The sequence below is a fragment of the Lentzea xinjiangensis genome (assembly GCF_900110955.1).
In the GTDB taxonomy this organism is placed as follows: Bacteria; Actinomycetota; Actinomycetes; order Mycobacteriales; family Pseudonocardiaceae; genus Lentzea; species Lentzea xinjiangensis.
The window spans coordinates 1-21,956 of sequence record NZ_FOFR01000001.1 but is presented as its reverse complement, the minus strand read 5'-3'; the positions used below and the strand labels follow the sequence as shown (position 1 = coordinate 21,956).

Annotated in this window: 20 protein-coding genes and 3 tRNA genes; 13 read left to right on the top strand and 10 right to left on the bottom strand. The window is 69.5% G+C overall.

Annotated features, from left to right (window positions below):
- Positions 1 to 34 precede the first annotated feature (34 nt).
- Complete coding sequence (locus BMW88_RS00125) at positions 35 to 667, top strand: GNAT family N-acetyltransferase (protein WP_089948102.1); 633 nt, start codon at positions 35 to 37, stop codon at positions 665 to 667.
- 79 nt (positions 668 to 746) lie between these two features.
- Positions 747 to 2,261 carry a M28 family metallopeptidase gene (locus BMW88_RS00120; protein WP_089948100.1) on the top strand — a complete coding sequence of 505 codons (1,515 nt, stop codon included), beginning with the start codon at positions 747 to 749 and terminating at the stop codon, positions 2,259 to 2,261.
- Positions 2,262 to 2,350: 89 nt separating this feature from the next.
- Here the strand turns inward: BMW88_RS00120 and ypfJ are convergent, their stop codons facing one another.
- The 4 genes from ypfJ to BMW88_RS00100 all read right to left on the bottom strand — a co-directional run bounded on the left by ypfJ (position 2,351) and on the right by BMW88_RS00100 (position 6,989).
- Positions 2,351 to 3,247, bottom strand: coding sequence for a KPN_02809 family neutral zinc metallopeptidase (gene ypfJ, locus BMW88_RS00115; protein ID WP_089948098.1), 897 nt, complete (start codon positions 3,245 to 3,247; stop codon positions 2,351 to 2,353).
- A gap of 572 nt (positions 3,248 to 3,819) precedes the next feature.
- On the bottom strand, positions 3,820 to 4,533 hold the full coding sequence (locus BMW88_RS00110) for a hypothetical protein (protein ID WP_089948096.1): 714 nt from the start codon (positions 4,531 to 4,533) through the stop codon (positions 3,820 to 3,822).
- A 64-nt stretch (positions 4,534 to 4,597) separates the two neighbouring features.
- The gene (locus tag BMW88_RS00105; RefSeq protein WP_089948095.1) at positions 4,598 to 5,188 is read right to left on the bottom strand and encodes a hypothetical protein; all 591 of its coding nucleotides are present in this window, start codon (positions 5,186 to 5,188) and stop codon (positions 4,598 to 4,600) included.
- A gap of 88 nt (positions 5,189 to 5,276) precedes the next feature.
- Positions 5,277 to 6,989 (bottom strand): bifunctional metallophosphatase/5'-nucleotidase, encoded by a 1,713-nt coding sequence (locus BMW88_RS00100; RefSeq protein ID WP_089948093.1) that lies wholly within the window; start codon positions 6,987 to 6,989, stop codon positions 5,277 to 5,279.
- Between the two features lie 165 nt (positions 6,990 to 7,154).
- Here BMW88_RS00100 and BMW88_RS00095 point away from each other — a divergent pair, with 165 nt between their 5' ends.
- Positions 7,155 to 7,586, top strand: coding sequence for a MarR family winged helix-turn-helix transcriptional regulator (locus BMW88_RS00095; RefSeq protein WP_089949365.1), 432 nt, complete (start codon positions 7,155 to 7,157; stop codon positions 7,584 to 7,586).
- A 27-nt stretch (positions 7,587 to 7,613) separates the two neighbouring features.
- Positions 7,614 to 7,698: transfer RNA gene (locus BMW88_RS00090), tRNA-Ser, on the top strand.
- A gap of 146 nt (positions 7,699 to 7,844) precedes the next feature.
- On the opposite strand, the gene BMW88_RS00085 is transcribed toward BMW88_RS00090, so the two are convergent.
- The 4 genes from BMW88_RS00085 to BMW88_RS00070 form a co-directional block, all read right to left on the bottom strand.
- Positions 7,845 to 9,014 (bottom strand): NUDIX domain-containing protein, encoded by a 1,170-nt coding sequence (locus tag BMW88_RS00085; protein WP_143115929.1) that lies wholly within the window; start codon positions 9,012 to 9,014, stop codon positions 7,845 to 7,847.
- Between the two features lie 126 nt (positions 9,015 to 9,140).
- Positions 9,141 to 9,848 (bottom strand): class I SAM-dependent methyltransferase, encoded by a 708-nt coding sequence (locus BMW88_RS00080; protein WP_245777477.1) that lies wholly within the window; start codon positions 9,846 to 9,848, stop codon positions 9,141 to 9,143.
- A 157-nt stretch (positions 9,849 to 10,005) separates the two neighbouring features.
- Positions 10,006 to 10,416, bottom strand: a complete 411-nt coding sequence (locus BMW88_RS00075; protein ID WP_089948089.1) for a VOC family protein — start codon at positions 10,414 to 10,416, stop codon at positions 10,006 to 10,008.
- 10 nt (positions 10,417 to 10,426) lie between these two features.
- Entirely contained in the window at positions 10,427 to 10,858 is a 432-nt protein-coding gene (locus BMW88_RS00070; RefSeq protein WP_218147966.1) for a helix-turn-helix transcriptional regulator, read from the bottom strand.
- A gap of 213 nt (positions 10,859 to 11,071) precedes the next feature.
- Here BMW88_RS00070 and BMW88_RS00060 point away from each other — a divergent pair, with 213 nt between their 5' ends.
- Both BMW88_RS00060 and BMW88_RS00055 read left to right on the top strand, forming a co-directional pair.
- Positions 11,072 to 13,162, top strand: coding sequence for an SdrD B-like domain-containing protein (locus BMW88_RS00060; protein WP_143115928.1), 2,091 nt, complete (start codon positions 11,072 to 11,074; stop codon positions 13,160 to 13,162).
- A gap of 122 nt (positions 13,163 to 13,284) precedes the next feature.
- Positions 13,285 to 14,034 carry a sulfite exporter TauE/SafE family protein gene (locus tag BMW88_RS00055; protein WP_089948083.1) on the top strand — a complete coding sequence of 250 codons (750 nt, stop codon included), beginning with the start codon at positions 13,285 to 13,287 and terminating at the stop codon, positions 14,032 to 14,034.
- A 4-nt stretch (positions 14,035 to 14,038) separates the two neighbouring features.
- Here BMW88_RS00055 and hisC read toward each other — a convergent pair whose 3' ends face one another.
- Entirely contained in the window at positions 14,039 to 15,106 is a 1,068-nt protein-coding gene (gene hisC, locus BMW88_RS00050; RefSeq protein ID WP_089948082.1) for a histidinol-phosphate transaminase, read from the bottom strand.
- A 75-nt stretch (positions 15,107 to 15,181) separates the two neighbouring features.
- Between hisC and BMW88_RS00045 the strand changes: the two genes are divergently transcribed.
- From BMW88_RS00045 to BMW88_RS00015, 7 genes are all read left to right on the top strand, one after another.
- Positions 15,182 to 15,823: a dienelactone hydrolase family protein gene (locus BMW88_RS00045; RefSeq protein WP_089948080.1), complete on the top strand. Its 642-nt coding sequence runs from the start codon at positions 15,182 to 15,184 to the stop codon at positions 15,821 to 15,823.
- A gap of 199 nt (positions 15,824 to 16,022) precedes the next feature.
- Positions 16,023 to 16,496 carry a hypothetical protein gene (locus BMW88_RS00040; RefSeq protein ID WP_089948079.1) on the top strand — a complete coding sequence of 158 codons (474 nt, stop codon included), beginning with the start codon at positions 16,023 to 16,025 and terminating at the stop codon, positions 16,494 to 16,496.
- Complete coding sequence (locus tag BMW88_RS00035; RefSeq protein WP_089948077.1) at positions 16,493 to 17,773, top strand: PPE domain-containing protein; 1,281 nt, start codon at positions 16,493 to 16,495, stop codon at positions 17,771 to 17,773. Before BMW88_RS00040 ends, BMW88_RS00035 begins: the two co-directional genes overlap by 4 nt.
- Positions 17,770 to 18,525 (top strand): ESX secretion-associated protein EspG, encoded by a 756-nt coding sequence (locus BMW88_RS00030; RefSeq protein WP_089948075.1) that lies wholly within the window; start codon positions 17,770 to 17,772, stop codon positions 18,523 to 18,525. The genes BMW88_RS00035 and BMW88_RS00030 overlap by 4 nt, the downstream gene beginning before the upstream one ends.
- A 91-nt stretch (positions 18,526 to 18,616) precedes the next feature.
- Positions 18,617 to 20,560, top strand: a complete 1,944-nt coding sequence (locus BMW88_RS00025) for an acetoacetate--CoA ligase (RefSeq protein ID WP_089948073.1) — start codon at positions 18,617 to 18,619, stop codon at positions 20,558 to 20,560.
- Between the two features lie 155 nt (positions 20,561 to 20,715).
- Positions 20,716 to 20,805 (top strand) — tRNA-Ser (locus tag BMW88_RS00020).
- 42 nt (positions 20,806 to 20,847) lie between these two features.
- A tRNA-Arg gene (locus tag BMW88_RS00015) sits at positions 20,848 to 20,923 on the top strand.
- A 269-nt stretch (positions 20,924 to 21,192) separates the two neighbouring features.
- Here BMW88_RS00015 and BMW88_RS41555 read toward each other — a convergent pair.
- Positions 21,193 to 21,956: hypothetical protein (locus tag BMW88_RS41555; RefSeq protein ID WP_177220843.1), on the bottom strand; the 764-nt coding region annotated here is incomplete at its 5' end.

Here is a 21,956-nt window from a genome sequence, read left to right as displayed (position 1 = left end):
TAATACCGTTCGACAGCTCCGGCACCATCGGATCATGGACGCCTGGCCGCTGCGACACCTGGTTCTCCGCACTCCGCGCCTGGAGCTGCGCCCCGACGACGACGAAGGGCTCTACGAGCTCGTCGAGGTGGCGAAACGCGGTGTGCACGACCCGGCGGAGATGCCGTTCTACGTGCCGTGGACCGACACCCTGCCCGACGACGGCGGTGTCGGCATGGTCCAGCACTTCTGGGGCCAGCGCGCCAAGTTCGCCGCCAACGACTGGGCGATCTGCTTCATCGTCCGGCACGAGGGCAGGGCCATCGGCATCCAGGAGATCGGCGCGCGCGACTTCGGCGTGCTGCGCGAGGTGAACTCGGGCTCGTGGCTCGGCCGGGAGTTCCAGGGCCACGGCTTCGGCACGGAGATGCGGATCGCCGTGCTGCAGTTCGCGTTCGACCACCTGGGTGCGCGCATCGCTCGTTCGGCGGCATGGCTGGGAAATCGCGCTTCCAACCGCGTCAGCGAGAAGCTCGGTTACGTGCACGACGGCACGATCGGCGCCGCACCGCGCGGTGAACGTCTTGAGCACGTGCGATTGCGTTTGGACGAAGCGAACTTCGTGCGCCCGGCGTGGAACGTGGCCGTCGAAGGGCTCGCTGAGTGTGTTCAGCTCGTCACCACCTGAACACCCGTCGTCTGCCGGATTGTGCCTCGGGCCGCCTTCTTGTGAGGGTTCAGCAACCTCGAACGAAGGGGACGTTCACATGTCCGGCAGATCCAAGCTGGCGACCGTGCTCGCCATTTCGGCACTGGTCGCAGCCCCCACCGCCACCGCGTCCGCCGCAACCGAACCCGCAGGTCCCGCACTCGCGAAGAAGCTCGCCAGGAAGGTGACCGCCGAGGGTGCCAACCGGCACCTGATCGCGTTCCAGCGCATCGCCGACCGCAACGGCGGCAACCGCGCCGCCCTGACCCCCGGCTACGACGCGAGCGTCGACTACGTCGCGGGCAAGCTCCGCGACGAGGGCTTCATCGTCTCGACGCCGACGTTCAGCTACGACATCGAGGTCACCGACGCGGAGTCCGCCCGCGTCGACGGCGTGAACTACCAGGCGCTGATCCTGAGCGAGTCGCCGCAGACCCCGGCCGGTGGTGTCACCGGCCCGTTGCGCGTCGTCCCCGAGGACGCCACCACCGGCTGCGAGGCGAGCGACTTCGCCGGGCAGAGCTTCGCCGGCTCGGTCGCGCTGATCCGCCGCGGCGGCTGCACGTTCGAGCAGAAGCACCTCAACGCCTTCGCCGCCGGCGCCATCGCGGTGCTGGTCTCGAACAACACCGCCGGCCCGCTCACCAACGTGACGCTGACCAACCCCGGCAAGATCCCGACCGGTGGCGTCTCCCAGGCCGACGGCACCGCGCTGGCGTCGAAGGCGGGCTCGGCCGTCACGGTCGACATGCGCTTCCACACCGAGACCCGCACCGAGCGCAACGTCGTCGCCCAGACCCGCACCGGCCGCGCGGACAACGTCGTGATGGCGGGCGCGCACCTGGACAGCGTCGAGGTCGGCGCCGGCATCAACGACAACGGCACCGGCTCCGCCGCCCTGCTGGAGACCGCGCTGCAGCTCGGCTCCCGCCCGAAGGTCGACAACGCGGTCCGCTTCGCCTGGTGGGGCGCGGAGGAGCGCGGCCTGATCGGCTCCACGGAGTACGTCCGCTCGCTGTCGTTCGAGCAGCAGCTCGACATCGCGCTGTACCTGAACTTCGACATGGTCGGCTCGCCGAACGCCGCGTACTTCATCTACGACGGCGACAACTCCGACGGCGTGGGCGCGGGCGCAGGCCCGTTCGGCTCGGCGCAGATCGAGAAGGCCTTCGCCGACTACTTCGCGGCCAAGGGCATCCCGACCGAGGGCACGGACTTCTCCGGCCGTTCGGACTACGGCGAGTTCATCGCGCAGGGCATCCCGGCCGGTGGCCTGTTCACCGGCGCCGAGGGCGTCAAGACCGCTGCCCAGGCGGCGAAATGGGGCGGCACGGCGGGCATCGCCTACGACCCGTGCTACCACTCGGCGTGCGACAACCTCGGCAACGTCGACCGCACTGCCCTGGGCCGCAACGCGGGCGCCATCGCGTTCGTGACCGCGGCCTACGGCGTCTCGACCGAGGACGTCAACGGCGTGCCGCCGCGCACCAAGCGGGCTGACGCACGTTCGGCGGCCAAGATGTCGCTGTCGGCGCACGACGACCACGCGCACTCACCCGCGGCCGTCGCGTAAGCAGCTCGAGCTGACGCAGGGGTCCCCCGCCAAGGGGACCCCTGCTTCCATTTTTCAGACAGGTCTGACAATTTCGGCCGGTCGGCCGCTCAGCCCAGGTTGTTCGTGTCGAACGTGTTGCAGCGGGCCGGGTCGCCGGTCTCCAGGCCCGTGGTGAACCACTTCTGCCGCTGCGCGGAGCTGCCGTGGCTGAACTGGGTCGTGTCGACCCGCCCGCCGCCGAGCTCGCTCTGGATGAAGTCGTCACCGATGCGCGCCGCCGCGTCCAGGGCCGCGGCGATGTCCTCCTGGGTGATGTTCGAGATCAGCGGCTGCCCGTTCGAGCTCGGCACGGTCGTCGCGGCCTTGCCCCAGGCGCCCGCGTAGCAGTCGGCCTGCAGCTCCAGGCGCACCGAACCCGAGGTGGGACCGGTCTCCCGGCCGACCCGGTCGGACGTGCCGAGCAGGTTCTGCACGTGGTGGCCGTACTCGTGGGCCAGCACGTAGGCCTCGACGAACGGGCCGCCGGTCGCGCCGAACTTGGTGCGCAGCTCGTTGAAGAAGTCCAGGTCGATGTACACCTGGGAGTCCGCGGGGCAGTAGAACGGGCCGACCGCGGACGTGGCGTTGCCGCAGCGGGTGTTCACGCTGTTGCGGAAGAAGTTGGTCTTGGTGACCTGGTAGGTGTTGCCGGAACGGGCGAACTGGTCCTGCCAGAACGCCTGGATCGAGTTGATCGTGGCGACGACCCGGCAGTCGCTGTCGCGGTTCGCGTCGGCACCGGTCTTGCACTTCTCGGCCAGCTGACCCGACTCGACCTGGGTGTTCGTGCCCAGGCCCTCCAGGCCGCCCGCGGGAAGCTGGATGCCCGTGAACTGCTGCACCAGGAAGTAGATGATCAGACCGACCACGCCGAGACCGCCGCCGACGCCGGCGACGCGCCCGCCCACGCCCCGCTGGTCCGAAACCTGAGAGAGATCGAGATCCGCGCCTTCGTTGAACTGCACCGCAATCCTCCTGTTAAGGACCCCATGGGTGCCGCAAACGATAAAGCACCAAACACACCTCGGCGCGGAGCCCGACGTCAGGGCACCGCACCGAGGGTTTTTCCCATGTGGTTGTGACGACCACGGCCCACGGAGGTTGGCGTGGTGCTCAGCCGGTGGCGCCACGAGACGACACCGATGCCGAGCTCAACAGCGTCGAAGTGCACCGAGCGACGCCCGACGGCGCCTGGGCACCCGAAACCTCGTGTCCGCCGCTACGCAGTCGCGACCGGACCGGTCACGTCCAGTCCGTTCACGGGGATGCGACAGACCGCGTTTCGCCACAGCGAGGAGTTACCTGCACGGCACCACCTACCCCTTCCGGGCGTGGCTCCCGGTGGCCTCGTTCCTTCACAATCCGGTTGCCAGCTCGTCATCGAGCATGCGCTTGATCGCCATTTAGCACAACACCTCACGCGAAACCTGAATTGGTGAAGTCGGACGGGTGACCTGCGGAGATCGACTGCGCGGACAGCAATCGCCCGGCGAGAACGGGCTCGCCGGGCGATTTGTGAAAAATGATCGGAAATCGATTATGCGGTCGTGCGGCGCGCACCGCGCCGGGCCATCACGCCCGCTCCCATGAGGCCGAGACCCACCAGCAGGAACTCGAGCGGGTCGGCGCCGGTCCTGGACAGGTTCGGGATCGGCGACGCCTGCTGCGAGGCCTGGTTGCCGGTCTGCGGGGTGCCCGCGCCCGTGTCGTCACCGGCGTTGCCGCCGCCGGAGTTGTCGCCGTTGTCGCCGCCGGGGTTCTCGCCCGGCTGCTCGGGCTGCGGCTGCTCCGGCTCTTCGGGCTGGGGCTCTTCCGGCTGGGGCTCTTCCGGCACCTCGGACTTGCCGCAGTCACCGCTCGCGGTGCCGAGCACGGCCGCGCTGGTGCCGCAGACGGTGACCGGCGCCTCGACGGTGCCGTTGGCCTGCTGGGGCTTGGCGGTGCCGCAGCTCCCGGCGCCGCCACCGGCGACACCGATCGAGTTGCCGCACACCGTGACGGGAGCGGAGACGATCGCCTTGTCGGCCTGGGCGCGCGCGGCGGGCTTCTCCTCGCACGTGGCGTCGGCGGTGCCGAGGACGTTGATCGCGTTGCCGCAGACCCTGACCGGGACGCTCACCACGTTGCCGATGCGCACCTCCTCGTCGACGTTGATCGGCAGCGGGATGGCCTGGGCCCACCCGGCGCTCGCGACCAGCAGGCCACCGGTGAGCAGTGCCGCGGACATGGTGCGGTTGAGGTTCTTGCGCATGGCTGTTCTCCCTGGAGTGGAATGACGGATCCCCTGTGCGTTGCCCTGGAGGCGCGGCACGGGATCAATCGGGGGAGAACGTCGGTTCCTCCGCGCGCACGGCGCGCGGTGCTTCGTGCTGCTCGGGGCTGACGAGAGACGCCGTGGTGGTGGGCGGCCGCGACGCGTGCGGCAGCGTGCCCGCCGGGAGCTGGGTGCCCGAGGACGTTCCCGCGCCGCTCTGCGGGAGCGTGCCGGTGATCGGCGGCTCCGCTCGCGGTTGCGGGGAGACGGGAGCGGGCTCTGCCGGCGGCGTGGCCGACGACGGCGTGTGCTGCTGCGGCGCCTCCGCCTGGGCTTGAACGCGCGCCGGTGGTGGTGGCGGGACCGGCTGGAGCAACTGCGGCGCCGGGGGAGTCGGGGCCGCCACGGCCGGTGCGGCAGGCGCGGGGGTTTCGGCGCGCGGCTCCGGCGGCGGTGGCGGGGGAACTTCCGGCTGCCGCGCGGCGAGCCCGGTCTCGACTTCGAGGCCGACGTCCGCGAGGGGGAGCGGGAGGTCGATCGCGAGCCGGTCGACCTCGATCCTGATGTCGGCGCGCGCCTCGCCTGAGCCGCCCAGCAGCCAGGCGCCGGTCACCAGACCGGCGAGCAGCAGGAGCCGACGCAACCACGACATCGGCCCTCACCCTAGAACAAACGGAGCAGCCGGACACGGAAAAGGCCATCCCGGCGACGCACCGTCACCGGAATGGCCCTCCGCGGTCCTACTGCCTGGTGATCCGGTCGAGCGCCGGGGCGCCCTGGTTCGGGTGGGCCGCCAGGTACGCGGAGAACGCGTCCAGGTCGATGCCACCACCGGTGATGTCGGTGCCCTTGGTGAACTCGCTGAAGCCGTCACCGCCGCCCTGGAGGAAGCTGTTGATCGTGACGCGGTAGCTCGCGGCCGGATCGAGGGCGGCACCGTTGAGCGTGATGCCGGAGACCTTCGACCCGAACGGCGCCTCCGCCGACCAGGTGTACTTCAGGCCGGCCGACGGCTGGAGCACGAACGTCCTGGCAGCGGTGAACTGCTGCTCCAGTGCGTTCTTGAGCTGCTGGCCGGTCAGCGTGATCGTCTGCAGGATGTTGCCGAACGGCTGCACGGTGAACATCTCGCCGTAGGTGACCACACCATTGCCCTCGCCCGCGGGCGAGCTGGCGAACGTGAGGTCCGCACGCACGCCACCGGGGTTCATCAGCGCGAGCACCGCGCCGTTGCCCTTGGTGGCCTCGAGCTGCGAGTCGGCGATCAGGTTGCCCAGCGGCGACTCGCCCGCGGCGTTCTGCGCCCGCAGGATGTCCGAGCTGATCGTGCCGACCGGCTTGTTGGCGATCGGGCCGGACTTCTGCTTGGCCAGGTCGACGATCGCCTGGACGGTCGGGTCCGGCGCGACCGTGCGCGTGACGACCTTGTTGTCGGCCTTGGTCTCACCGCGGACGACGTCGCGCGTCCGGCGGTCGATCTTCAGGTCGACGACGCTGAGCTCACGGCCGAAGGCGAGCCCCTCGATGAACGGCCGCGGGTTGCCGGCCGGGTCCTTGACCACGCAGTTGTAGTGCTGGTGGCTGTGACCGGAGAATACCGCGTCGATCTTCGGGCTGACGTTCGTCGCGATGTAGCTGCCGGGGTTCTGCGGCGCCACGTTGCACGCGTTGGGCCCGCCACCGGACGACGTCACCTGGTCGCCCTGGTGCACGAGCAGCACGATGGACTTCACGCCGATCGCGTCGAGCAGGTTGGCGTACTTGTCGGCCGCCTTGACCTCGTCGCCGAACTGGAGGTCCTTGATGCCGTTCGGGTCGACCAGGATCGGCACGTCCTTGAGCGGCATGCCGATGAAGCCGATCGGGATCCCGTCGCGGATCTCCACCCAGAACGGGGGCAGCGCGGGCAGCCCGGACTTGGCGTGCGTGACGTTGGCCCCGAGGATCGGGAAGTCCGCACCCTTGTACTTGTCGCGGAACTGGCAGCCGTCCACCGGGTGGCAGCCACCGCGCTGGATCCGCAGCAGCTCCTGGTAGCCCTCGTCGAACTCGTGGTTGCCCGCCGCGGTCGTGTCCATGCCGACCTTGTTGAGCACCTCGATCGTCGGCTCGTCGTGGAACAGCGCGGACACGATCGGACTCGCGCCGATCAGGTCACCCTGCCCGACGATGACGGAGTTCTTGACCTCCTGCTGGAGGTTCTTGATGTGCGTCGCGTTGTAAGCGGCGCCACCGGCGTCCACCGTCGTGCCGTCCGGCAGGATCACACGTCCAGACGACCCGGTCGGCGGCTCGATGTTGCCGTGCAGGTCGTTGATGCCGATCAGGCGCACGTCAACCGTGCCCCGACCGCGCAGTGACTGGACATCGGCCTGGGCGGGCCCGGTGGCGCTGATGGCAGCGGCCGCGGCGGCGGTGATCGCCAGAACGGAAAGCCGTCTGAACGAACTCATGGGTTAGAAGCCTCTCGAGGCGTGGTTAACGCGCGTGTACGGCGGAGGAGTCTGCCTCCCGAAGCCCGCGTTTTCCAGAGGAATGACTGGATCGTCATCCGCCGGTCTAGCCTTGTTCCCGTGACACGAAGTGAGCAGGAGCCGCACTGGCTCGACGAGGGCGAGATGCGCGCGTGGCGCGCCTACGTGAACGGCTCCTCCATGCTCATGGACCGCCTGCACCGAGAGCTGCAGGACACCCACGGAGTGTCACTGGCGGACTACGAGATCCTGGTCCGCCTCTCCGAACAACCGAACCGCCGCATGCGCATGACCCAGCTGGCAGAAGACGTCGCCTCCTCGAAGTCCCGCGTCTCCCACCAGGTGGCCAGGATGGAGAAGGCCGGCCTGGTCCTGCGCCGCGAGTGCACCGAGGACGGCCGCGGCGTCCTGGCCGAGCTGACCCAGAAGGGCCTCGCCCAGCTCGTCGAAGCGGCCCCCACCCACCTGCGCGGCGTCCGCGAGCACATCGTCGACCTGCTGACCCCGGAGGAGAGCGAAGTGCTGGCCAAGGTCTTCGACCGGGTCATGACACACCTGCGGGAGACGAACGGCTAGGCTTCTCGGCGGACGCCGCGGCGTCTGGGAAGCGTGGCAGAGCGGCCGAATGCACCCGCCTTGAAAGCGGGAGACGGGCAACCGTCCGGGGGTTCAAATCCCTCCGCTTCCGCAGTGTGACCAGCACAAACAGGGGTGGCTCACCAGTCGGTGAGCCACCCCTGTCGCGTCCGGTCTCATTCAAGTGCCCGGAGGAGCCCGTTCCAGCTTCCCTGCGATGGACGAGTCCGCGAGGACCTCGTTTCCTGTCTTGCATCTTCAGCGACGCAGGTTGTGGTCTGTCGCCTTGTACCTGTCCAGAAGTGATATGACCTCATGCTTCAAGTCGCCTACGAAGTCGCTCGCGGACATGTCGCGGAACTGCTTCTCCGAGACGCGAATTATCTCGGAATGATTCGCACTGGCTGGTTCTCTGCTGTCGATTTGCTTGCAGAGAAACCGCAGCCCGGGGATGAGTGGCTCGTTCGGTTCCCGGATCTCGTACAGGGTGTGAAAATCTTGTAGTACTTCCACGTCGATTCCGAGTTCCAGTCTGAAGTGGCGGCGAACTCCGTCCGTGAAGCTCTCCGAGTGTCGCAACTGCCCTCCGCAGCCCTCCAGTTTTCCGGGGAAGAGGCGACGCTCGCTGGAGCGGCGTGCGAAGATGAGGTTCAGCTCGCCGTTGCTGCCTTCGTTCACGCAAGTTCCCGCGACGTGCACTTCCGGCTCTTCGCGAAGGCGCTCGCGCGGTATGAATTGTGACGCTATTTCGGCGGACACCCACACCGGCACGTCGCCAACACCCCGAAGGCGTCTCACCTGCTTGATCAGGCTCTTTCCTTCCGGAGGGAGTTCGGGAAAGTCGTCGCGATCGACGACTATTCCGAATGGACGAGCCTCGTTGCACAGTCGCGAACACTTGTTCAGGTTGTGGCCTGCCCAGTCCTCGCCGACCTTGATGACCTTTCCGCGCACGATCCCCCAGCCCAGGCTGAGGTCGGCTGCGTGTCCCACTCGGCCGGAGAACTCGGTGCAGTGCCGCGCGAAGTCCTTTTCTACTTGGCCTATGACGTTCAAAGCCCTTCCGAGCAGCCGTGTTACGTCCTTGCTGCTGAGGTCATCGGGAATCTGGCGAACGAGGAGTGCGCCGTCGCCCAAGGGCTTCAGCTGGAACTCGGGAAATCTGAAGCGTCTGCGCAGTACGTTGAAGAATCCCTCGACGAAGCTGTCCAGGTTGATGAAAACCTCGTTCGCCTCTGACCACTTGGTGAACCCTCGTACATCGACAAATATCGCGAGTACGGTCATGTCCTCGGCCATGGAGACTCCCTGCGCGTCCCGTCCAGATGCATCCGTGAAGGTTACGATGAGCCGCTCAGAACCCGCGGGCGTGCTCGCGGCGTGTCTCTGCTGCATCAGGGTGTCTGCGTGAACGAGGTCGTTCAGCACGTGCAAAGGACTGTCCGGAGAGTCGCTTTGCCGATGAAGAAGGCGTCGATCTTTCAGCGATCAATGCTTCCGGTTCTCGAACTGTCGACGGGCGGCACGCCACTTCGACGCACCAACCGCCCACCCTCAGCGTCGAGCCACCGCCAGCAGCCGGTGGCTGCCCACGCGGAACGCACTCCCATCGGTGTCGCCGAACAGTTCGACCGACGCGAACCCGGCGCCCAGCAACATCCGGCTCAGCTCACCGGCCGTGTAGACGTGCTGCACGCAAACGGACCGCTGAGTCCGCTCACCGTCGGTGAAGGTGAAATCGATCAGCAGCCGCCCCGAGGCGACGTCGTACGAATTGACGGCGACCATGTCGACGCCGCCCGCCGACATCCGGATCTCGCCCGGCAGCGAGGGCAGCAACGACTCGGCCGCGCACCCGTAGTCGATCACGAGGACCGGCGCGACCGCCGCCAGGTCGGCGAGGAAGCGCAGTGAACCGGTGTGGTCGAGGTAGCCGAAGCTGTTGCCCATGCACAGCGCCAGGTCCGCGGCGAAGCCGAACGAACCCAGCGAGGAGAAGTCGCCCTGCCGCCAGCCGAGTGACGGGGCCAGTTCGCGGGCGTGGGCGATGGCCTCGGCGGAGATGTCGAGGCCGGTGACCGCGTAGCCACGGCGGACCAGTTCGATGCTGTGCCTGCCGCTGCCGCACGGCGCGTCCAGCACGCGCGGTCCGGCGCCGAGGCCGGTCACGAAGTCGACCTCAGCGGAGGTCTGCGAGGGGTGGACCGCACCGCGCCAGAAGGAGTTGGCGAGGTCGGTGAAGAACGAGGTGTACCAAGTCAAGACGAATGCTCCTGGTGATCGCGCGAAAACGAGTGCGGGTGTCACCGGGCACGGCAAGGGCACCCGGTGTGTCCGGGGCTGCCATGGCATCGACCTTGTCTGTGAGTACGCCTGGAAGTGCTACTGAACCACGCCGGGACCGAGGCCGGAAATGCTTTTACGGCGCGACGGAGCGCGGGGTCGAGAAGCGGATCATGTTGCCGGACGGGTCGCGGAACGCGCAGTCGCGGACGCCGTAGAACTGGTCGATCGGCTCTTGCATGACTTCCGCGCCGGCCGCGCGGACCTGCTCGAACTTGGTGTCGACGTCGTCGAGCTCGAAGATCAGGCCCTGCAGGGATCCCTTGGCCAGCAGTGCGTTCAGCGCCTCGTGGTCGGTCGGTGGCACGGGCGGGCCGATGAGGGACAGGCCGATCTCGAGGTCCGGCTGGGCGGCCGGGCCCACGGTGAGCCACCGGTAACCCTCGACGGACTCGTCGGTGCGGACCTCCAGGCCGATCACGTCGCGGTAGAACGCGAGCGCGGCGTCCTGGTCGTGGACGAAGAGGAACGTGTGCGAGAGCTTCATGGGCCGAACCCTAGGTAGCCCGCGGACCCGGCGCTTCTCGAAACCTGCTCGGCCGCGTCAGGCCCTTCAGCCGGCATCCCGGCACGGCGGCCAGGGCGGTGTGCGAGCGGGCGCGGTAGGCCGACGGTGACTCGCCGACCAGTTCGGTGAAGCGGGCGGAGAACGAGCCGAGCGAGGTGCAGCCGACCTCGACGCAGACCTCGGTCACCGGGAGCTTTCCCAGGCGCAGCAAGGCTTTGGCGCGTTCGATGCGCCGGGTCATCAGGTAGCTGTACGGGGTTTCGCCGTAGGCCGCGCGGAACTGGCGGGAGAAGTGGGACGGCGACATCAGGGCGGCGCGGGCCATCGCGGGCACGTCCAGCGGTCTGGCGTACTCGCGGTCCATCAGGTCGCGTGCCCGGCGCAGGTGCGCCAGGTCCTCCGGGGTCACGGTGACCAGCATGCCACCGGGGCGACGCGTCGTCGGCGGAATCACGTCCACAGTGGATTTCGATGTTGAAAAGGGTCTTTCCAGCAGCGCTCCAGGTCGGGTAGCTTGCGCGAAGTCTGCTGGACGCGTGCGGGGGCTTGACGTCGGCGGGACCACCATCCACGGGTCTATGGGGGAATTTTGTCCGGAAGATCGGTCAGTCGTGCCCTGCTCAGAATCGGGGCCTTGACCACCGCTGCCGTCCTGGCGTTCGGCGGAGCCACCACCGGTGCGCTGGCGCAGGACGAGCCGGAAACGCCGGCTTCGACGAGCGTCGAGCAGACGCCGCCGTCGACGCCGACGAGCGAGTCGAGCGCGCCGCCGTCCACGGTGGACTCGGCGCCTCCGTCGACCACCGATTCGGTGCCGCCGAGCAGCACCGAGTCGTCGGCGCCCGTCTCGACGTCGCCGAGCACGCCGCCGCCTCCCGCCTCCGAGCAGCCGAAGAACGAGGCCGGCGACCCCGCCGCGGTGGGCAGCTACAGGTTCACGGCCGTCCACGACAAGAACGGCAACTGGCTCGTCGAGCCGGGCGATCAGGTCAACGGCCTCAGGATCGCCTTCACGGACAAGCAGACCGGTGCCGTCGTCGCCGAGCGCGCGACGGGCGCGGACGGCCGGGCCGAGTTCACCGGGCTTCCCGTCGGCAGGTACTGGGTCACGGTCGACCCCGCGTGGACGCTGACCGACGGCAGCGCCGGCTTCGAGGCGTTCGTCACCGAGTCCGGCGCGGACACGACGCTCTGGCTCAGGCCGGGGGCCGCCCTGCCGAGTCCGCGCGGCACGCTGTGGTTCGAGAAGCCGAGCTACGAGTCGCACGAGACCGTGCGCTTCTGGCTGACCGTCACGAACGTCGGCGGCGCGACGGCCGAGCGCGTCAAGCTGAGCTTCCCGATCCTCGACGTGGACATGCCCGAGGACGAGTGGGGTGACTTCTCGTACCACGGTGCGGGCATCCGGCTCGCTCCCGGCGAGTCCCGCACCTTCGAGGGCTCGGGCACGATCCGCGAGTTCCGCGACGGCAAGCTGGTGCTGTGGGGCTCCTTCGACTTCGAGGGCCGGCCGAACCCGCACCAGAGCGGTTACCGCGGCGAGGTCGCGGTCGTGCAGACCAAGGGCGCCGTCAACGGTGTCGTCTACACCGACAAGAACCGCAACGGGCAGCAGGACGCGGGCGAGGCCGCCGCGGGTGCCGTGGTCGAGGCCAACGGCGGCGCGCCGTACGGCTACTTCAAGACCACCACGGACGCCGATGGCCGCTACTCGTTCAAGGACATCCCTTCGGGTGACTACTACATCGGCTACACCCTCGCCGACGGCTGGATCGTGCACACGGACAACTCCGGCTCGAGGCCCCGCGTGCAGCCCGGCGCGGTGGTCGAGCTGGTCGCACGCGCGGAGCGCCCGTACCACGAGTCGCTCAGCGCGACCCTGGCGCTCGACAAGGACGTCTACCAGGTCGGCGAGCAGGCCAAGATCACGATCACGCTGACGAACTCGGGTGACCGGGCGCTCGACAACATCTTCGCCTGGTGCAACCGGATCGGCGACGAGAACCAGCTCGGCGGCCGTCCGGGCGGCGCCGACCTCACGGGCTGGGGCGAGTTGATCCCGCCCGGCAAGGGTGTGACCGTCGGCGCCGGTGAGACCAGGACGTTCGTCGCCACCGAGGAGGTGCCGCCGGGTGCCCACGCGTACGGCAAGGTCATCGCGTCCTGCGGCTTCGCGCCGTACGCCGGGTGGAACACCGACGCCGCGGAGGCCTCCGACACCGCTCGCGTCCCGGGCGGGTTCGGTTCACTGACCGGCGAGCTCTACTACGACCGCAACGGCAACTGGACGGTCGACGCCGGCGAGGCCATCGGCAACACCCGCATCGTGCTGCGCGACCGCGAGCGGAACGTGGACGTCGCCGAGACGTTCTCGGACGACAAGGGCAACGTGCGCTTCGACCGCGTTCCCGCCGGTGAGTACTGGGCCTGGATCGACGGTCCGTGGAAGTTCGAGGGCGAGTGGGACGGCCACGTCTTGGTCTTCGCAGGTAGGGAGTGGAACGTCAGCTTCACGGTCGTGCCGGGTCCGGCTCCTGTCCGCGACGACAGCACCACCCCGCCGCCCGCCGCGCCCGCCGCCGGCGGTGGTGCCGGGGACGCGGGTCCCGGTGACGCGCTGGCCAAGACCGGCGCCAGCGTGCTGGGCCTCGGCCTCGTGGGTGCGCTGCTCGTGGCCTTCGGCTTCGGGGCCAGCCTGCTCGGCAGGCAGCGCAGGACCGCGTAACCGGAGATCGACCAGCAGGGCCGGCACTCGCGCTGAGTGCCGGCCCTGCTGTCATCAGCGCCACACTTCGCTGGTCCGAACGGGGTGTTAGCGTCGCTAGCCATCGGGTACCAGGGGGTGACATGACGGTCTGGGAAGCCATCGCGGTGGTCATCGCGGGTGTGTTCGCAGGCGGCATCAACACCGTCGTCGGCAGCGGCACGCTCGTGACCTTCCCGGTGCTGCTCGCCGTCGGGTACCCGCCCGTGGTCGCGAACGTGTCCAACAGCCTCGGCCTCGTGCCCGGCTCGCTGTCCGGCGCCTGGGGCTACCGCGAGGAGCTGAAGGGGCAGGCGGACCGGATCAAGCGGTTGCTGCCCGCGTCGGTGCTCGGCGCTGTCGTCGGCGCGGTCCTGCTGGTGACGCTGCCGGAGAAGGCGTTCGCGGCGATCGTGCCGGTGCTGATCGTCATCGCACTCGTCCTCGTGCTCATCCAGCCGTGGCTCAACCGCAAGCTCGCCGATCGGCGCAGTGACAACGATGGCGGCGTCCTGCTGTGGCTCGGTGTGTTCGCCGCGGGCGTCTACGGCGGCTACTTCGGCGCCGCGCAGGGCGTGCTGGTCATGGGGATCATGGGGGTGCTCGTCAGCGAGCACCTGCAGCGGATGAACGCGCTGAAGAACGTGCTGACCGCGTTCGTGAACCTGGTCGCCGGCGTCCTGTTCATCTTCATCGCCGACGTCGCGTGGCTCGCCGTGCTGCTGCTGGCCGCCGGGTCCGTCGTCGGCGGGCAGATCGGGGCCAAGATCGGCCGCAAGCTCCCACCCGCCGTGCTGCGCGGCGTCATCGTGGTGGTGGGAGTCGCGGCGATCGTTCAGCTGCTCACCAGGTAGCCGTTCAGGAGGTGAACGCGCGGGCGGCGGCCAGGAAGGCGTCGTTCTCGTCCGGTTCGCCGATCGTCACGCGGGTGCCTTCGCCCGCGAACGCGCGCACGACGACCTTGTGCGTCAGGCAGTGCTCGTTGAACGCGGCCGTGCGCTCGCCCAGCGGCAGCCACACGAAGTTCGCCTGGGTTTCCGGCACCTCGTAGCCCATCGCCAGCAGCTCGCCGCGCACGCGGGTGCGTTCCGCCACGATCGCGCGGCAGCGGACCATCAGCTCGTCCTCGGCGTCCAGCGAGGCCATCGCGGCCACCTGCGCGAGCGCGTTCACGGAGAACGGCACGTAGACCTTCCGCAGCGCGTCGGCGACCACGGGCGGCGCGACCGCGTAGCCGATCCGCAGGCCCGCGAGGCCGTACGCCTTGGAGAACGTCCTCAGCACCGCCACGTTGTTGTGGCCGGTGGTCCAGTACTGCTTGGCCAGCTCGACCCCGTCGGGGATGTGGGCGTCGTCGACGAACTCCTTGTAGGCCTCGTCGAGCACCACGAGCACGTCGCGCGGGACCTTGGCGATGAACGCCTCGATCTCCTCGGTGCGCAGCGCGGTGCCCGTCGGGTTGTTCGGGTTGCAGACGAAGACCATGCGCGTGTCCGGCGTGATCGCCGCGGCCATCGCGTCGAGGTCGTGCCCGTGCTCCGGGGTCAGCGGCACGCGGATCTGCCGGGCACCGGCCACGTGCGTGACGATCGGGTACGCCTCGAACGACCGCCACGCGAACAGCACCTCGTCGTTCTCGGTGCACGTCGCCTGGACGAGCTGCTGGCACAGGGTCACCGAGCCGCAGCCGAGCGCCAGGTGGTCCACGGGGACGCCGAGCTTGTCGGCGAGCCTCGCGGTGAGCTCGGTGCAGCCCGAGTCCGGGTACCGGTTGATCGCGGTGGCCGCGTCGGCGATCGCCTTCACGACGCTCGGGAGCGGTCCGGCGGACACCTCGTTGCTCGCGAGCTTGATGGCGCCGGGGATGGTCCTGCCGGGCACGTAGGACGGCAGGGACGCCAGGTCAGCACGGGTTCGCACGGTCATGTCCCCGATCCTCGCATTGCTCCGTCCGATTGGTCACGTTGACTGGAGTTCACCCCGGCGTGCGAGGGTGGAAACATGACCACTACCCGCGTCGAGACGCTCTCCCTCACCGACGGCCGCGAGCTCCGGGTGACGATCGCCGAACCCGACTCCGCCGTGCGGGGCGGACTCGTGGTGCTGCACGAGGCCCGCGGCATCACCACGGGGGTGCGGACGCTCGTCAGCAGCCTGGCCGACGAGGGCTGGCTCGCCATCGCGCCGCACCTCTACGACGAGGACCGCGTGCACGGCGACGACATCAGGGACCGGGTCAGCAAGCTCTCCGGCGACCGGCTGCTCGCCGACACCGACGTCGCGTTCGTGTGGCTGGGCCAGCGGGGCGTGGGCGCGGACCGCATGGGTGTCGTCGGCTTCGACATCGGCGGCACGGTCGCGATGGTGGTCGCCGCGAGCCGCACGATCGGCGCGGCGGTCACCGTGCAGGGGCCGGGCATCCTCGAGCCGCTCTCCGACGGGCTGCCCGCGCTGGTCGACGTGGCGGCCGACCTCTCGTGCCCGTGGCTCGGCATCTACCGCGACGACGACTCGGAAGAAGTGAGCAAGCTTCGTGATGCGGTGATTTCCTCGGAAACCGCGTCAGATGTGATCCGCTTCGACGTCTCGAGTGACGAAGCGTGGGCTCGCGCGTTGAACTGGGTCGACGCGCACTTGAGGTAAGGGTCTTTACGGCGGATTGGAACCGAACCGTCGCCCAGGTACATCTAAGGGGTGCTTCGGACGGCTGTCTGGGTGTAGCTGCAGGTAACACCCAGTGCTGCGGTGACGAGTTAGGCAGTGCAGGGGGTTATGAGGAATGGCTGAAGGCACTGGGACAGGCTCTGAGACGACTGGAACGGCGACGGCGGGGACACCACCGGTGACCCCCGAGGTCTCCACGGCGACGACGACGCCGATCACCGCGGAGCAGCTCGCCGCGGCGAAACCCGTGCTCCAGCAACAGATGCTGGTGGACAAGGCGGAGGCGAGCCACGCCGCGGCCAAGCTCGACCAGGCCGCGGACGACGGGAAGCTGACGCTCGACGTCGACGCAGCGGACGCGCTGATCAAGGCGGTCGACGACGCGCGCGACCAGGTGATGGGCCTGTGGAAGCGCGCGACCGACCAGCTCGCCACGCCGTTGCAGTTCGGTGAGAACCCCGTCGCGAAGGCGATCAGCGCGCGGTTCTCCGAGCTCGCCGTCGGGGAGGACTCCGGTGCCGCCAAGGCGTTGCTGGACCTCTTCAAGGTCCTCGACGACATCAGCGACGCGCTCAAGCGCAACCGCGACACCACCCGTGAAGCCGACGACGAGTCCGAGAAGGCCATGAAGAACGCCGGGGGGTCCTGGTGAGCCAGGGGTCGTACGACAACAACAGGGGCAACGGCAACAGGGGCAACAGCTCGTCGCACCATCACCACCACGACGGCAAGTACGACCGCAACGACCTGCATGAGCCGGTCGACTGGATGACGTACACCCACGAGCAGCTCTACAAGATGGTCCACACCGGCGTGAACCTCGCCGGTGCCCAGACCGCGGCCACGAACTGGCAGAAGATCGGCGACGACATCGCCGGGGTGCGGGCCAGCCTGCTCAAGGCCGTCGAGGACTCGACCGTCGGCTGGGACAGCGAGTCGGCCAGGCTCGCCCGCGACGGCCTGACCGAGGTCACCAACTGGGTCGACGACACCGCGACCTACGCGCACAAGATCTCCGCGGCCATCGCCACCGAGACCGACAACGTCGAGGCCGCCCGCGCCGCGATGCCGCCGCCCCCGCAGGCGCCCGAGCCGCCGGTGGCGGACGGCGCGGTGCCGAGGACGGTCCTGCGCCCGGCCGACCGGATCGCGCTGGCCGAGCAGGCCGACGGGCTCGGCGCGGTGCGGGACCAGCGCCAGCACACCACCACGGGCGAGTTCGCGGGCTTCGAGGCCGTCGGCTCCAGCCCCGTCGAGACCCTCGCGGCCAACGACGCCTCGCACCGCCGCGCGGCGGACGTGATGGCGGCGTTCCAGCGCAACTCGGCCGCGGTCGACCAGACCGTGCCCTCGCAGTTCACGCCTCCGGTCAACCCCATCAACCCGACGCCGCCGGCCGGGCCCGAGCTCGGCGGTCGCACGCCGGCGCCGGTCCCGGACACCACGACCGGTGGTGGCGCGGCGGCCCCGGTGCCGCCCGGTGCGCCCGGTCAGAACCGCGGCGGCACGACCACGTCCTCGCGCGGCGGTGGCGGCGGTTCCGGCGGTGGCCGTGGTGGCCGTGGTGGCGGCGGCGGTGGGTTCGGCGGCGGCATGGCCCGTCCGTTCGCGCCCGGCTCCGGCGGCCAGGGCGGCGCCGGGGGTGGCGGTGGCGCCGGTGGTCCCGGCGTCGCCGGGGGCGCGGCCGGCGTGAGCGAGGGCTCGCGCGGTGGCGCCGGTGCGGCCGCGGCGGCCTCGTCGGCGGCGACCGGCAACCAGACCAGGGCGTTCCAGAACCCGCTCGCGATGGGCGCCGCGCCGATCGCCGGTGCTCCCGGCGCGGGCGGCCGCGACGACGAGCGCGAGCACAAGAGCGCGAGCTACCTGGAGGAGGACGACAACGTCTTCGGCCTGGACCGCAAGGCCGCCCCGCCGGTGATCGGCCAGTGAACGACAGACAGTTCACGGTGAGCTCGCAGGAGTTCTTCCTGCTGTGGCAAGCCGTGCACGGTGAGGACCGCGTCGTGCCGCTCGGCACGCCCCACTTCGGGGCCACCCGAGCGGCGCGGGAGCGCCTCGTCGAGGAGAGCTCGCGCACCCTGCAGGCCCGCCGCCTGGGCACCGTGCACCGTCCCGACCCGGAGCTGCGGGCGCTGGTCGCGGGCCTCGGCGAGTTCGACCGCGCGCTCGAGATCGCGTACTTCAAGGGCACCGAACTGGCCCGCGGCATCGCGTGCGCTGGCTGGAGCGGCGCGTTCGCCGCCCGCGTGAAGGACCAGGTGCACCTGTACCCGTTCCGGCCGACGTCGCTCGCCTCGGCCACGGTGTCGTCGCTGCCGGCCCTCGCGCCGGGCGCCGGCCGCGCCGTGAACGTGCGCTGGGACGACTACGTCCGGGCGGGCAAGGCGGGGGAGCAGGAGGGCAAGCAGGGTTTCCTGGAGGTCCTGCGCGACGCCGGCGTCCGCGAACCAGAGGCCCACACGCTGATGCGCATCGTCACGTCCCGCATCGGCGGCGGCGAGCTCGGCCTGACCGCCCGCAACCGCGACGGGGTCCCCCGCCCGACGGGCCGTTCGGTGTCGTGGCTCGACACGCGCGAGGGCCGGTACCTCCTCCGCAAGCAGAACGGCTGGCTCGTGCTCGCCCCCACGGACGCGGCACGGCTGACGAACGCCGTCGACGAGCTGCTGGTGGCGGGGTAGTTCCACACGGGGTGGTGCCACACCACCGGGGGACGCCCTGTCCGCCAATCACACATGGACGTGCGGATGCGCCTCAACTAGACATTGGGGCATGACCGACACCGACGTCGAACTGCTGTGGCGCCCGGACCCCACGAGGGACAACGGGATGACCGCCTTCCGGTCGTGGCTCCGTGACCGCGGCCACGACTTCTCCGACTACGAGTCGCTGTGGGAGTGGTCGGTCTCGGACCTCGAGGGGTTCTGGGCCGCCACGGCCGAGTACTTCGACGTCCGGTTCCACTCCGGGTACGACCGCGTGCTGGGCTCCTCGGACATGCCGGGCGCGCGGTGGTTCCCCGGCGCGACCCTGAACTACGCCGAGCACGCACTGCGCCGCGGTGCCGACGACGACCTCGCCGTGCTCTTCCACCGCGAGGACGGCGCCGCGTCGTCCCTGACGTTCGGCGAGCTGCGCTCGCGGGTGGCCGCTTTCCGGGCCGCGTTGGCGTCTCTGGGCGTCTCCGCCGGCGACCGGGTGGTGGCACTCGTCCCGAACGCCCCCGAGGCCCTGATCGCCTTCCTGGCGGCCGCCTCGCTGGGTGCGGTGTGGTCGTCCTGCTCCCCGGACTTCGGCGCGCGGGCCGTGGCCGACCGCTTCACCCAGATCGAGCCCGCGGTGTTCGTCGCCGTCTCCGGCTACGTCTACAACGGACGGTCGTTCGACTGCCGCCCGGTCGTCGAGGAGATCCGCGCGCAGCTACCCGGTCTGCGCGCCACCGTCCTGATCGACTACCTCGGTGTCGAGGCGACGCTGCCGGACGCGCTGTCGTTCGCGGAGCTGATGGCCGCGCACGAGGGCGCCGCGCCGGAGTTCACGCCGGTGCCGTTCGACCACCCGCTGTGGGTGCTCTACTCGTCCGGGACCACCGGCCTGCCCAAGGGCATCGTGCAGGGCCACGGCGGCATCGTGCTGGAACACCTGAAGATGCTGGGCCTGCACAGCGACCTGGGCCCCGGCGACCGCTTCTTCTGGTTCACCACCACCGGCTGGATGATGTGGAACTACCTGGTCGGCGGTCTGCTGGTCGGGACGACGATCGTCCTGTACGACGGCAGCCCCGCGTTCCCGTCGCTGAACACGTTGTGGCACTTGGCGGAACAGCACCGGGTCACCTACTTCGGCACCTCGGCCCCGTACGTCCAGTCGTGCCTGAAGGAGGGCCTCGACCCGTCCGCCCGCTACGACCTGACGGGCCTGCGGGTGGTCGGCTCGACCGGCGCCCCCCTGTCCCCGGAAGGCTTCCGCTGGATCGCCACGGCCGTCGGCGAGGACGTGCAGATCGCCTCGGTCTCCGGCGGCACCGACCTCTGCACCGCCTTCGTGGCCGCCTCCCCCGACCGCCCGGTGTGGCTCGGCGAGCTGTCCTGCCGGGCCCTGGGCGCCGCCGTGCAGGCCTACGACGAGGCGGGCAACCCGGTCGAGGACGCCGTGGGCGAGCTGGTGATCACCAAGCCGATGCCGTCCATGCCGGTCTTCTTCTGGGGCGACGAGGACGGTTCCCGCCTGCGCGACGCGTACTTCGACACCTACCCCGGCATCTGGCGCCACGGCGACTGGATCCGCATCACCCCGCGCGGCTCGGCCGTGATCTACGGCCGGTCCGACTCGACCCTGAACCGCGGCGGCGTCCGCATGGGCACCGCGGAGTTCTACCGGGTCGTCGAGTCCGTCGACGGCGTCGTGGACTCCCTGGTGATCGACACGTCCGGCGCCACCGAGGGCGAGCTGCTCTGCTTCGTCGTGCTGGACGGCGTTTCCCTGGCCGACGTGGAACCGGTGCTGCGCAAGGAACTGCGCTCCTCCCTGTCCCCGCGCCACGTCCCGAACCGCTTCGTGGCCGTGGCCGAAATCCCCCGGACGCTCAACGGCAAGAAGTGCGAGGTCCCGGTCAAGAAGATCCTCGCCGGCATGGACGTGGACCGGGCCGTGTCGCGCGGAGCCCTGCGCAATCCCGAGTCGCTCCAACCGTTCCTGGAACTCGCCTCGGGATGATCTAGATCACTTCCGCGGCGGTGAACAGGCGTTTAACGCCCCTTTCGAGCCCTCCGCAGGGGCTCTGACCTGCGGTGTTCAGGCTTCGAGGGGGGCGTTTTGCAAGTCGGTTGAGGACCTGTGTAACCTATGCGTCGTGGCCAAGGATGGTCCCGGGAGGCTTCGCCTAGTCTGGTCTATGGCGCCGCACTGCTAATGCGGTTTGGGGTAACCCCCCATCCCGGGTTCAAATCCCGGAGCCTCCGCAAGGCCGAGCCTCTAGGGGATCGGTTACAATTGAATAGCTTGCGCTCGTAGCTCAACGGATAGAGCATCTGACTACGGATCAGAAGGTTACAGGTTCGAATCCTGTCGAGCGCGCCACACAAGCCCCATCCAGACCTCGGTCTGGCTGGGGCTTTGTTGTGCCCTGAGTATTTCTGCCAAACCCCCGCACCCGCCCTGTGGATCTTGTGGGTGTCCGATGGGTGTCCGAGCGCGTCGCGGCCGTGTGCCGGAGGTCGTGCAACCGGACCGGCGGCAGGCCTGCTGCCTCGTACAGCCGTATGAACCTGGCGCTGATCGAGCCGGGGCGCAGCGCGGAGCCGTCCTCCAGCGTGATGACCCGGCCGGAGCCGACCCGTGCGGGTGGGTCAGCCGGTGAAGGACTCCTTCACGTCCTTGTACATTTCCTCGGCGAGGGCGCTGCCGGCGGTACCGCCGGCGACCCCGCCGACGAAGGCGCCCACCGGGGCCCCCACGCCGCCGGCCAGTGCCCCGGCCGCTCCCAGCGCCGCGCCGCCGATGATGCCGCCGCCGACGCCGCCGATACCACCTGCGATCGCCTCGTCCAACGGCTTGCCTTCGTTGACGTCGTAAGCGACTCCGACCGCGGTCCCGACGCCGGTCGAACCCGCGACCACCCGCCGCATGATCTTTCCCGCAGAAGCGTTCGCATCGAGCGACCTGTCCACGGAGCTGTCGAGGCTCCTCACAGCGTCGTACCGCTGCGCGACCCGCGCTCGGTCCTGCGCGGTAGCGGCGTTGCCCAGGCGGGCGACGCGCCGTTGTTCTTCAGCCCACGCGAGCCTCGCCTGCCAGGCGGCGTCCTTTCCGCGCGAGAGCGAGTTCGCGCTCGCGGTCCGGTAGCTGTCAGCCGCCACGCCGATCATGCCGTCCACCACGGCCAGCCCCATCTTCGCTGGATCGCGGCTGTCGTTCCACGAGCTCTCCGCGACGCGTTCCACGATGGTCTTGTTCGGCTCGCCGATCTTCCGCTGACGGCGTTCCGCGGTGTTGGCGGAGCCAGCGGTCCTCAGCTTGTCGACCTTCTGCTGGCGGCGTTCCGCGGCGTTCGCGGAGCCGGCGATCCTCAGCTTGTCGATCTTCTGTTGACGGCGTTCCGCGGCGTTCGCGG